We start from the raw sequence: 11,895 nt of genomic DNA on the forward strand, positions 1-11,895 counted from the left end.
CCCGAGGAGCGCCCCGAATGAGCCTGACCCTGAGGACCATCAGTCGCGAGCAGCATCTGGCCTACATCCAGAGCCTGCCGGCGGCAAGCCACATGCAGGTCCCGGCATGGGCCGATGTGAAGGCTGAGTGGCGCTCGGAGAGCCTCGGCTGGTTCGACGACCGCACCGGTGAGATGGTCGGCGCGGGCATGGTCCTCTACCGCCAGCTGCCCAAGATCAAGCGCTACCTCGCCTACCTCCCCGAGGGCCCGGTCATCAACTGGTACGCGCCGAACCTGGACGACTGGATCCAGCCGATGCTGGCGCACCTGAAGCAGCAGGGCGCCTTCTCCGTGAAGATGGGCCCCCCGGTGATCATCCGGCGCTGGAACGCCGAGACCATCAAGAAGGGCATCCAGGACCCGGACGTCAAGCGCCTGCGCGACCTGGAGGCCGACTTCATCGAGCCGCGCGCCTTCGAGGTGGCCGACAAGCTGCGGCGCATGGGCTGGCAGCAGGGTGAGGACGGCGGCGCCGGCTTCGGTGACGTGCAGCCCCGCTACGTCTTCCAGGTGCCGCTGGCCAACCGTTCGCTGGAAGAGGTCCACAAGAACTTCAACCAGCTGTGGCGCCGCAACATCAAGAAGGCGGAGAAGGCCGGCGTCGAGGTCGTCCAGGGCGGCTACCAGGACCTCGCCGAGTGGCAGCGGCTGTACGAGATCACGGCCGTGCGCGACCACTTCCGGCCGCGCCCGCTGTCGTACTTCCAGCGCATGTGGACGGCCCTCAACTCCGAGGACCCCAACCGCATGCGGCTGTACTTCGCCCGCCACAACGGGGTGAACCTCTCCGCGGCGACGATGCTGATCGTCGGCGGGCACGTCTGGTACTCCTACGGCGCCTCCGACAACATCGGCCGCGAGGTCCGGCCCTCGAACGCGATGCAGTGGCGGATGCTGCGCGACGCCTACGCGCTCGGCGGCACCGTCTACGACCTGCGCGGCATCTCCGACTCGCTGGACGAGACGGACCACCTGTTCGGCCTGATCCAGTTCAAGGTCGGCACGGGCGGACAGGCCGCCGAGTACCTCGGCGAGTGGGACTTCCCGCTGAACAAGCTGCTCCACAAGGCGCTCGACATCTACATGTCGCGCCGCTGAGCCGCGGTCGTTTGGTTCCATAGGCACCACAGCTTCCACACCTCTGACACACCGCAGCCACTAGAAAGGTCCCGGGTCCGGCCATGGCGCTCACGCTCTACGTCGACACCGCGCGCTGGCGGGCGCACCACAAGCACGTGCAGGAGCAGTTCCCGGGGCTCGTCCCGGTCTGCAAGGGCAACGGCTACGGCTTCGGGCACGAGCGCCTGGCGGAGGAGGCCACGCGTCTCGGCGCGGACCTGCTCGCCGTCGGCACGACGTACGAGGCCGCGCGCATCAAGGACTACTTCGGCGGGGACCTGCTGGTGCTGACGCCGTACCGGCGCGGCGAGGAGCCCGTGCCGCTGCCGGACCGGGTGGTGCGCTCGGTGTCGTCGATCGACGGCGTGTACGGCCTCGTGGGCGCGCGCGTCGTCATCGAGGTGATGTCCTCGATGAAGCGCCACGGCATCAGCGAGCAGGACCTGCCACAGCTGCACCAGGCCATTGAGAACGTCCGGCTGGAGGGCTTCGCCATCCACCTGCCGCTGGACCGCACCGACGGCTCGGACGCCGTCGAGGAGGTCATCGGCTGGATGGACCGGCTGCGCGCGGCCCGGCTGCCGCTGCACACGATGTTCGTCAGCCACCTCAAGGCCGACGAACTCGCCCGGCTCCAGCAGCAGTTCCCGCAGACGCGATTCCGCGCCCGCATCGGCACCCGCCTGTGGCTGGGCGACCACGACGCCACCGAGTACCACGGTGCCGTCCTGGACGTCACGCGTGTCGCCAAGGGTGACCGTTTCGGCTACCGGCAGCAGAAGGCGGCCTCGGACGGCTTCCTGGTCGTCGTGGCGGGCGGTACGTCGCACGGGGTGGGCCTGGAGGCCCCGAAGGCCCTGCACGGCGTCATGCCGCGCGCCAAGGGCGTCGCCCGGGCCGGCCTCGCCACGGTCAACCGGAACCTTTCTCCGTTCGTCTGGGGCGGCAAGCAGCGCTGGTTCGCCGAGCCGCCGCACATGCAGGTCTCCATCCTCTTCGTCCCGTCGGACGCCCCGGAGCCGAAGGTCGGCGACGAACTCGTGGCCCATCTGCGGCACACCACCACGCAGTTCGACCGGATCGTGGACCGCTAGACCCGGTCCGCTCGGGGAAAAGACCCCCTCCCGGACCAGCAGGAAGGCCGTACACGTCTCGCGTGTACGGCCTTCTTCATGACTTCGCTGAAGGAATTTCGCTCAGAGCGAACGCCCCTCGGGGGTCACGTGCTCGGGCCGCCCCCAGTCCACGGGGGGACCGTCGGGGTGCGCCGCGTGACGAGGCGGGTGGGCCGCCGCGCCCAGCACGAAGACGTCCTCCGCGCCGTCGAGCACCCCGCCCGAGGGGTCGTCGTCGCCCGACCTGCGAACCACGTCCCGCTCCGGCATGAGGATGTCCCGTACGACGACGGCGCACAGGTAGAGCGTGCCCAGCAGGTGCAGCACGATCGCCCAGTGGTAGCCGTGCGTCGGCAGACCCTTGTGGGCGTCTCCGCTGGTCGTGTAGGCGAGGTAGAGCCAGATGCCCAGGAAGTAGGCCACCTCGCACGCCTGCCAGATCAGGAAGTCCCGCCACTTCGGCCGGGCGAGGACCGCCAGCGGCACCAGCCACAGCACGTACTGCGGTGAGTAGACCTTGTTGGTGAGCACGAAGGCCGCGATCATCAGGAAGGCCAGCTGGGCGAAGCGCGGCCGCCGCGGGGCGGTGAACGTCAGAGCGCCGATCCCGAGGAAGCAGAGCACCACCAGCACCGAGGCCACGGTGTTCACGAAGTCGGTGGTGGGCGGGTGGCTGGAGTTCTGCGCCCAGATCAGCCAGAAGGAACCGAAGTCGACGCCTCGGTCGTGGCTGAACCGGTAGAACTTCGACCAGCCGTCGAACGCGAACAGCATCACCGGCAGGTTCACCACGAGCCAGGCGCCCAGTGCGCCGCCCACGGCCTGGAAGAACTCCCGCCACTTGCCCGCCCGCCAGCACAGCACCAGCAGCGGCGCGAGCAGGAACAGGGGGTACAGCTTGGCGGCCGTGGCGAGCCCCAGGAGGACGCCGAAGGCGGCGGGCCGGCTCCGGGACCACATGAGCATCGCCGCGGCCGTCAGCGCCACGGCCAGCAGGTCCCAGTTGATGGTCGCGGTGAGAGCGAAGGCGGGCGCCAGAGCCACCAGCAGGCCGTCCCAGGGGCGGCGACGCTGGGTACGCGCCACGCACACCGCGATCACGGCAGCACACACCATGAGCAGGCCGGCGTTGACGAACCAGTACCACTGCTCCTGGTGCTGGATGCTGCCGCTGTGGGGGGTCAGCCAGGAGGCCACCTCCATGAACACTCCGGTCAGCACCGGGTATTCGAGGTAGTCCATGTCCCCCGAGAGCCTGTCGAAGTAGGGCACGAGGTGGTCGGCGAACCCGCGGCCCTGGTAGAGGTGCGGGATGTCCGAGTAGCAGGCATGGGTGTACTGGCTGCTCGCGCCGAAGAACCAGGCACCGTCGTAGCAGGGCGCTTTCTGGACCAGGCCGAGGGCGAACATGCCGATCGCCACGAGCGCGACGACCCGCACCGGGGTCCACCAGGAGGTCCCGAGCAGGGCACGCCGCCCGAGGGGACCGCCGATCAGCTCACTGCCGGCCGCGGCGACCTCGTCCTCCCGGGTCGGCTGCACCGGTTCTGCCGTGGTGCGCCGCACGGGCTCGGGCTCGTGCGTGCTCGCGGGCGTCATCTCTGCACTGGGCATGGGGCACATCCTGCCGTACCTGTCCATGAAAACGCCGTGGGCCGCCGCACCTCTTCGGTGCGGCGGCCCATGTTTCACGTGAAACACCCATGGCGGACGGTATGGCCGCCAACCGGGCAGAAAGCGGCGCTAACCGTTCTGGCCTCCGAAGAAGCCGCCGTTGCTGTTGCCCCGGGTATTGCCGGTTCCGGTGGACTCGGTGATGGTCGGTGTCGGCGTCGTGCCACCGTCGGTGCCACCGTCCGCACCACCGTTGCCGTTGCCACCGTTGCCGTTGCCACCGTTGTTGTTGCAGCCGAAGAAGCCGCAGGTGTCGCTGGCCGAGGGGGTCGGCGAGGGCGAGCTCTGGGTCGGCGTCGGAGTCGGTGTCGGACTCGTCTCCTCGGTCTCGGTGACCGATGGAGTCGGGGTGGGGCTCGGCTCGGCGTTGATCACCTTGCCGATGGGCACGGGCGTCGGGAACGGCTTCACCGGCGCGTTCTTCAGCGCCTGCGCCATGTAGTCGTGCCAGATCTCGGCCGGGAACGAGGCACCGTGGATCTTCTCCTGGCCACCGGTTCCGTACATCTCCAGGAACGTGCGCTTTTTGTTGTTCGCGTTGTCGTCCAGGCGGAACATGCTGATCGCGGTGGACAGCTGGGGGGTGTAGCCCACGAACCAGGCGGACTTGTTGCCGTCCGTGGTACCGGTCTTGCCGGCAACCGGACGGCCGGGGAGCTGGGCGCTGGTACCGGTGCCCTTGTCGACCACCGTCTTCAGGACGTCGGTGACGTTGTCCGCCACCGCCGAGGTGAAGGCCTCGTGGGTCTCCGCCCGGTGCTTGTAGACCTGTCCGTCCTTGTCCTCGACCTTGGAGACCGAGTACGGGGGGTTCTGCTCGCCGCTCGCGGCGAACGTGGCATAGGCGCCCGCCATGCGGATCGCACTGGGGTCGGACGTACCGATCGAGAACGACGGATAGTTCGCGCTGGCGAGACTGCCCTTCAGCACGCCCGCGTCCAGTGCCGTCTCCTTGACCTTGTCCAGACCGACGTCCATGCCGAGCTGAACATAGGCGGAGTTCACCGAGAGCCGCATCGCCTCACGCAGGTCGATCTTGTACGTGGGCGGATTGACGGACTCGTTGCCGTCGTTGGTCTGGAGCCACTCCTTGCCGTCCTTGTCCGTCCAGACCGACCCGTCGTAGTTCTTGATCTTGAGCTTGTTCTTGCCGCTGTACAGGCTCTTGGGGGAGACCTGCGTGCGTTCGTCCTGCGCCTGGTCGTCCCCGAGGTCCGGGTTCTTCACGCCCCACTTCATCGCCGCCGCCAGCACGAACGGCTTGAACGTCGAGCCGACCTGGGCGCCGGTGGAGTCGGCGTTGTTGGTGAAGTGCTTGGTCGCGTCCTCACCGCCGTAGATCGCCTTGATGGCACCCGTCGCCGGGTCCACCGAGGCTCCACCGAACTGGACGTGGGTGTCGGTCTCCGGCCGCTGCTTCGGCTTGATGTTGCCCTTCTGGACCTTCTTGACCGCGGACTCCAGCTCCTTGACCTTCGTCTTGTCGAAGGTCGTGTAGATCCGGTACCCGCCCTTCTGCAGCTTTTCCTCGGTGACCTTGGTCTTCTCGCTGTTGTTGATCAGGTAGGACTTGGCGAGGTCGACCAGATAGCCGATCTGACCGCCGAGCCGGCTGTTCGACCGCGGGTTCTGCCACTTCGGGAGAGTCCGGTACTTGGCCCGCTCGGTGGGGCTCAGGTGGCCGTACTCGACCATCTTGTCGAGGGTGTCCTGCATCTGCGAGAGGGCACGCTTCTTGTTCGCCTCGGGGGTGGCGCCGGTCGGGTCCAGCGAGGTGGCGCCGGCCGGGTCGTAATAGGTGGCGCCCTTGAGCATGGCCGACAGGAAGGCGCACTCACCCGGGTTCAGTTGATCGGCGTCCTTGTTGAAGTAGGCACGGGAAGCCGCCTCGAGGCCGTAGGCGCCACGGCCGAAGTAGGCCGAGTTCAGGTAGCCGGCCATGATCTGCGTCTTCGGAACCTCGGCGCCCACCTTGATCGAGACGAAGATCTCCTTGAACTTGCGGGAGAGCGTCTGCGACTGGTCGTCCAGCATGGCGTTCTTCACGTACTGCTGGGTGATCGTCGATCCACCCTGCGTCTGACCGCCCTTGGCCATGTTGAAGACCGCGCGCGCGATGCCCTTGGGGTCGATGCCGCTGTCGGTCTCGAAGGTCTTGTTCTCCTGCGAGATGACGGCGTAGCGCATCTCCTTGGGGATGTCCGCGTAGTTGATGATCTGGCGGTTGATCTCACCGCCGGTGGCGACCATCACCGATCCGTCGGACCAGTAGTAGACGTTGTTCTGCGCCTTGGCGGTCTTCGCCACGATGGGAATGTCCACCATCGCGTAACCGATACCCGCCACCGCCACCAGGCTTCCCATGAAGCCGATGAACAGGCCGGTCACGAGCTTCCAGGACGGCATCCAGCGCTGCCAGCCGAACTTGTCGGACCTGGGGTAGTCGATGAAACGCTTCTTGCCGGGAGGCGGGGTCGCGCGGCCTCTGCCGCGCCCGGGGCCGGCCGGACCTCCTGGACCGCCACGGCGGCCGCCCGGGCCCGTGGTCTCGGGCGCTCGGCGCCTGCCGCCCTTCTGTGCCGCCCGGCGGGCCTCTGCGCGTCCGCCGTAGGAGTGCTCCTCACCTCCCGAGCCATAGAAGTCGGCAGGAGACCCGGTGGCGCCTCGCGGTGCCGCACGGCGGCCGGAGGACGCATCGGGCTGGCCGCGTCGGGCCGCGGCACGTCCGCCTCCCTGCGGCTGCGGCGGTTTGCGACGGTGCTCGCTCATCGAACGATTACTCCTCGGGCAGGCGCACCCCTGCGCGCCTGGAAAGGCGGCTGATTTCCGGTCCCCCCGAAGTACGGATGTGGTCGGTTCTGCATTCACCCGTACTGCACCGGGGACAAGGACGCTCCCCAAACGTCACTTGGTTCCCGGCGGTATGCATGCCGCACAGACTACGCACCGCCAAAACCGGCCGAGGCTGGAAGTTCACCCCAAATCAGGCAACTCACCTCCTACGAATCGGTGATGTGATCCCGTTCACCGCCCTCCCCCTTGTCGCACAGGCAAGGCCGTTCTATCGTCTGGATGTATCGAGTCGATACATCAGCGCGAGATAAAGATGCTGAGAGGCACTGCGAGACCTGCGGGACCACCTGCGGGACGAGAGGAGGCGACGATGAGCCGGCGCTCCGGCATCCTCGAGTTCGCCGTGCTCGGCCTGCTCCGCGAGTCCCCCATGCACGGCTACGAGCTGCGCAAGCGACTCAATACTTCACTGGGTGTGTTCCGTGCCTTCAGCTACGGAACCCTGTACCCCTGCCTCAAGACACTGGTCACCAACGGCTGGTTGATCGAGGAACCCGGCAGCACCCACGAGGACGCCCTCACCGCCCCCCTCACCGGACGACGCGCCAAGATCGTCTACCGGTTGACGGCCGAGGGCAAGGAGCACTTCGAGGAGCTGCTCTCGCAGACCGGCCCCGACGCCTACGAGGACGAGCACTTCGCGGCCCGGTTCGCCTTCTTCGGACAGACCTCGCGCGATGTGCGCATGCGTGTGCTGGAAGGCCGGCGCAGCCGCCTGGAGGAGCGCCTGGAAAAGATGCGCACCTCCCTGACGCGCACGCGGGAGCGCCTCGACGACTACACACTTGAGCTCCAGCGCCACGGAATGGAGTCCGTGGAGCGCGAAGTGCGCTGGCTGAACGAGCTCATCGAGAGCGAGCGGGCCGGACGGGACCTCAAGGGTTCCGCGTCCGGGGGGCCCGCTCAGCAGGACACCACCACTGGATCGACGGGCGGCCTGCCCCGTGCCGGGGAAACCCCCCGGACGGATACGCCCGACGACACCGCCACGTGAGACCCACTCAGGGCCTCACTCGTACACACAGGGAGCAACCGGAATGGGTTCGGTTCGCGTAGCCATCGTCGGCGTGGGCAACTGCGCCGCGTCGCTGGTGCAGGGCGTCGAGTACTACAAGGACGCCGACCCGGCGTCGAAGGTCCCCGGCCTGATGCACGTGCAGTTCGGCGACTACCACGTGCGCGACGTCGAGTTCGTCGCCGCCTTCGACGTCGACGCCAAGAAGGTCGGTCTCGACCTCGCGGACGCGATCGGTGCCTCGGAGAACAACACCATCAAGATCTGCGACGTGCCCAACACCGGTGTCACGGTCCAGCGCGGTCACACCCTCGACGGTCTCGGCAAGTACTACCGGGCCACCATCGAGGAGTCCGACGCCGAGCCGGTCGACGTCGTCCAGATCCTGAAGGACAAGCAGGTCGACGTCCTGGTCTGCTACCTCCCCGTCGGTTCCGAGGACGCGGCGAAGTTCTACGCCCAGTGCGCCATCGACGCCAAGGTCGCCTTCGTCAACGCCCTCCCGGTCTTCATCGCCGGCACCAAGGAGTGGGCGGACAAGTTCACCGAGGCCGGTGTCCCGATCGTCGGTGACGACATCAAGTCGCAGGTCGGCGCCACCATCACGCACCGCGTCATGGCGAAGCTGTTCGAGGACCGCGGTGTCATCCTCGACCGCACGATGCAGCTGAACGTCGGCGGCAACATGGACTTCAAGAACATGCTCGAGCGCGAGCGCCTGGAGTCCAAGAAGATCTCCAAGACGCAGGCCGTGACCTCGCAGATCCCCGACCGGGACCTCGGCGAGAAGAACGTGCACATCGGCCCGTCCGACTACGTGGCCTGGCTGGACGACCGCAAGTGGGCCTACGTCCGCCTCGAGGGCCGCGCCTTCGGTGACGTCCCGCTGAACCTGGAGTACAAGCTCGAGGTCTGGGACTCCCCGAATTCCGCGGGTGTCATCATCGACGCGCTGCGTGCCGCGAAGATCGCCAAGGACCGCGGCATCGGCGGTCCGATCCTCTCCGCGTCCTCGTACTTCATGAAGTCCCCGCCGGTCCAGTACTTCGACGACGAGGCCCGCACCAACGTCGAGAAGTTCATCAGCGGCGAGGTCGAGCGCTAAGAACGGCCGCTCGCACGCGAACGCTCCTGCCAGGGCTGCGGAGGGTCCCCGGGTTGTCGACCCGGGGACCCTCCGCATGTGTGAGGGTGTGATCCATGCCCGTCGTCCGTGACCTGCGCGTCCTGTTGCGTCTACGGAACTTCCGGCGCCTGCTGTACGTCCGTCTGCTGTCCCAGGGCGCCGACGGGGTCTACCAGGTCGCGCTCGCCGCCTATGTCGTCTTCTCCCCGGAGAAGCAGACCTCGGCCGCCGCGATCGCCTCGGCGATGGCGGTCCTGCTGCTCCCCTATTCACTGGTCGGCCCGTTCGCGGGCGTTCTGCTGGACCGCTGGCGCCGTCGGCAGGTCTTCCTGTACGGCAATGTGCTGCGTGCAGGGCTGGCCGGTGTCACCGCCGTCCTGATGATCAGCGACGTCCCGGACTGGCTCTTCTACGTGTCCGCGCTCTGCGTGACGGCCGTCAACCGCTTCGTCCTCGCCGGGCTGTCCGCCGCGCTGCCCCGTGTGGCCGACACCGAGCGTCTGGTGCTGGCCAACTCCCTGTCCCCGACGGCCGGGACCCTTGCGGCGACCGCCGGCGGCGGTCTGGCGTTCGCCGTGCGGCTGGGGGCATCGGGCTCGGACGCCGCGGTGGTGCTCCTCGGCGCCTTCCTCTACCTCTGCGCGGGCCTCGCGTCCCTGAGCATGGCCCCCACCCTCCTCGGCCCGGACCGGCAGCCGGCACGGTCACGTCTGGGCACCGCGCTCGCCGACGACGCACGCGATCTGATGGCGGCCGTGCGCCACCTGGGACAGCCCCGGCGCAGGGAGGCGGCCTGGTCTCTGGCCGCGATGACATCGATGCGCTTCTGCTACGGCGCGCTCCTGGTCCTGCTCCTCATGCTGTGCCGCTATTCCCTCTCCGCCAGCATGGACGACGGCCTCCGTCTGCTGGGACTGATGTTGGCCCTGTCCGGCGCCGGCTTCTTCGCCGCGGCCGCGGTGACCCCGTGGACGGCCGCGCGTCTCGGCCCCGGCCGGTGGATCGTGGTGTGCTCCGGTACGGCCGCGGTGCTCGTACCGGCCCTGGGCCTGTCGTTCGCCACCGGTCCGCTGCTGGTCGCCGCCTTCCTGCTGGGTCTGACCACCCAGGGCGCCAAGATCGCCACGGACACGATCGTCCAGTCGTCCGTCGATGACGGCTTCCGCGGCCGGGTCTTCTCCGTGTACGACGTCCTGTTCAATGTGGCGTTCGTCGGCGCGGCGGGCGTGGCGGCTCTGATGCTGCCACCGAGCGGCCGCTCGGCCGTCCTGGTCGTACTCGTCGCCCTGGTCTACGGGACGGTCGCCGTGACGCTGGGTCGCTTCGAGCGACGGTGGGGCAGAGAGTGAGAAGACAAACAGGGGCGATGTTTCACGTGAAACATCGCCCCTCGTCTTCGCCAGAGCCGGTGGATGTTTCACGTGAAACACCGCACCGCCCCCGGCTCAGCTCTGCGCGGCCCACCACTCCTTGAGTGCGGCCACCGCGGCATCGTGCTCCATGGGCCCGTTCTCCAGGCGCAGCTCCAGCATGTGCTTGTACGCCTTGCCAATGACCGGCCCGGGACCCACGCCCAGAATCTCCATGATCTGGTTGCCGTCGAGGTCCGGACGGATCGAATCCAGCTCCTCCCGCTCCTGCAACTGAGCGATCCGCTCTTCCAGGCCGTCGTACGCCCGGGACAGGGTCGCGGCCTTCCGCTTGTTGCGGGTGGTGCAGTCGGATCGGGTCAGCTTGTGCAGGCGGTCCAGCAGCGGGCCCCCGTCGCGGACGTATCGACGGACCGCCGAGTCCGTCCACTCGCCCGTGCCGTAGCCGTGGAAGCGCAGATGCAGTTCCACCAGCCGTGAGACGTCCTTCACCAGCTCGTTGGAGTATTTCAAGGCGGTCATGCGCTTCTTGGTCATCTTGGCGCCGACCACCTCGTGGTGATGGAACGAGACCCGGCCGTCCTTCTCGAAGCGGCGGGTGCGCGGCTTGCCGATGTCGTGCAGCAGGGCGGCCAGCCGGAGCGTGAGGTCGGGGCCGTCGGTCTCCAGCGCCATCGCCTGCTCCAGGACGATGAGTGTGTGGTCGTAGACGTCCTTGTGCCGGTGGTGCTCGTCACTTTCCAGGCGCAGTGCCGGAAGCTCGGGCAGCACATGGTCGGCTAGCCCGGTGTCGACCAGCAGGGACAGGCCCTTGCGCGGGTGGTCGGAGAGGATCAGCTTGTTGAGCTCGTCCCGGACCCGCTCCGCCGAGACGATCTCGATTCGTCCGGACATCTCCGTCATGGCGGTGACGACCTCGGGGGCCACCTCGAAGTCCAGCTGGGCGGCAAAGCGGGCAGCCCGCATCATCCGCAGGGGGTCGTCCGAGAACGACGCCTCGGGCGTGCCCGGCGTACGCAGCACGCGCGCCGCGAGGTCCTCCAGGCCGCCGTGGGGATCGACGAACTCCTTCTCCGGCAGCGCCACGGCCATCGCGTTGACCGTGAAGTCGCGGCGAACCAGGTCCTCCTCGATGGAGTCGCCGTACGACACCTCGGGCTTGCGGGAGGTGCGGTCGTAGGCCTCCGAGCGGTAGGTCGTGATCTCGATCTGGTAGCCGCCCTTGTGCGCGCCGACGGTGCCGAAAGCGATTCCCACGTCCCAGACGGCGTCGGCCCAGGGCCGGACAATCTTCAGTACGTCCTCGGGGCGGGCGTCGGTGGTGAAGTCCAGGTCGTTCCCCAGCCGGCCCAGCAATGCGTCGCGTACCGATCCACCCACCAGGGCGAGGGAGAACCCGGCCTCGTGGAATCGGCGGGCGAGATCATCAGCGACAGGGGCCACCCGCAGCAGCTCGGCGACCGCGCGCTGCTGCGCCTTGCTCAGGGCGGAGGGAGTGTCTTCGTTGGCGTTCGGCACAACAGAAGAGGGTACGTGCCTCGCGCCTCCGCAGGCTCCCTCATAAGGCGGCGGTAGCAGCTCC

At 67.9% G+C, this 11,895-nt stretch carries 8 protein-coding genes; 5 read left to right on the forward strand and 3 right to left on the reverse strand.

All coding sequences use genetic code 11. The annotated features are described in order from the left end of the window. Window positions 1-17: 17 nt before the first annotated feature. Complete coding sequence (gene femX / locus N8I86_RS19660) at window positions 18-1,139, forward strand: peptidoglycan bridge formation glycyltransferase FemX (protein WP_073887307.1); 1,122 nt, start codon at window positions 18-20, stop codon at window positions 1,137-1,139. Window positions 1,140-1,222: 83 nt separating this feature from the next. Next, complete coding sequence (locus N8I86_RS19665; protein ID WP_073887309.1) at window positions 1,223-2,254, forward strand: alanine racemase; 1,032 nt, start codon at window positions 1,223-1,225, stop codon at window positions 2,252-2,254. A gap of 102 nt (window positions 2,255-2,356) precedes the next feature. On the opposite strand, the gene N8I86_RS19670 is transcribed toward N8I86_RS19665, so the two are convergent. After that, a complete protein-coding gene (locus tag N8I86_RS19670) occupies window positions 2,357-3,889 on the reverse strand; it encodes a glycosyltransferase family 87 protein (RefSeq protein WP_263278335.1) in 1,533 nt (510 codons plus the stop codon). A 129-nt stretch (window positions 3,890-4,018) separates the two neighbouring features. Next, the gene (locus tag N8I86_RS19675) at window positions 4,019-6,718 is read right to left on the reverse strand and encodes a transglycosylase domain-containing protein (protein ID WP_263278336.1); all 2,700 of its coding nucleotides are present in this window, start codon (window positions 6,716-6,718) and stop codon (window positions 4,019-4,021) included. Window positions 6,719-7,112: 394 nt separating this feature from the next. Between N8I86_RS19675 and N8I86_RS19680 the strand changes: the two genes are divergently transcribed. From N8I86_RS19680 to N8I86_RS19690, 3 genes are all read left to right on the forward strand, one after another. Further along, window positions 7,113-7,796, forward strand: a complete 684-nt coding sequence (locus tag N8I86_RS19680) for a PadR family transcriptional regulator (protein ID WP_073887315.1) — start codon at window positions 7,113-7,115, stop codon at window positions 7,794-7,796. A gap of 43 nt (window positions 7,797-7,839) precedes the next feature. Then, the gene (locus N8I86_RS19685; RefSeq protein ID WP_073887317.1) at window positions 7,840-8,922 is read left to right on the forward strand and encodes an inositol-3-phosphate synthase; all 1,083 of its coding nucleotides are present in this window, start codon (window positions 7,840-7,842) and stop codon (window positions 8,920-8,922) included. Between the two features lie 95 nt (window positions 8,923-9,017). Then, on the forward strand, window positions 9,018-10,292 hold the full coding sequence (locus N8I86_RS19690) for an MFS transporter (protein ID WP_263278337.1): 1,275 nt from the start codon (window positions 9,018-9,020) through the stop codon (window positions 10,290-10,292). A gap of 96 nt (window positions 10,293-10,388) precedes the next feature. Here the strand turns inward: N8I86_RS19690 and N8I86_RS19695 are convergent, their stop codons facing one another. Next, complete coding sequence (locus N8I86_RS19695) at window positions 10,389-11,831, reverse strand: CCA tRNA nucleotidyltransferase (protein WP_263278338.1); 1,443 nt, start codon at window positions 11,829-11,831, stop codon at window positions 10,389-10,391. Window positions 11,832-11,895 lie beyond the last annotated feature (64 nt).

Origin of the sequence: Streptomyces albidicamelliae (genome assembly GCF_025642175.1) — a bacterium.
Classification (GTDB): Bacteria; Actinomycetota; Actinomycetes; order Streptomycetales; family Streptomycetaceae; genus Streptomyces; species Streptomyces albidocamelliae.

Excerpts from the sequence above, each read along its gene's own strand:
- femX (WP_073887307.1), top strand. The coding sequence starts at position 18 with ATGAGCCTGACCCTGAGGACCATCAGTCGCGAGCAGCATCTGGCCTAC.
- N8I86_RS19665 (WP_073887309.1), top strand. The coding sequence starts at position 1,223 with ATGGCGCTCACGCTCTACGTCGACACCGCGCGCTGGCGGGCGCACCAC.
- N8I86_RS19670 (WP_263278335.1), bottom strand. The coding sequence starts at position 3,889 with ATGCCCAGTGCAGAGATGACGCCCGCGAGCACGCACGAGCCCGAGCCC.
- N8I86_RS19675 (WP_263278336.1), bottom strand. The coding sequence starts at position 6,718 with ATGAGCGAGCACCGTCGCAAACCGCCGCAGCCGCAGGGAGGCGGACGT.
- N8I86_RS19680 (WP_073887315.1), top strand. The coding sequence starts at position 7,113 with ATGAGCCGGCGCTCCGGCATCCTCGAGTTCGCCGTGCTCGGCCTGCTC.
- N8I86_RS19685 (WP_073887317.1), top strand. The coding sequence starts at position 7,840 with ATGGGTTCGGTTCGCGTAGCCATCGTCGGCGTGGGCAACTGCGCCGCG.
- N8I86_RS19690 (WP_263278337.1), top strand. The coding sequence starts at position 9,018 with ATGCCCGTCGTCCGTGACCTGCGCGTCCTGTTGCGTCTACGGAACTTC.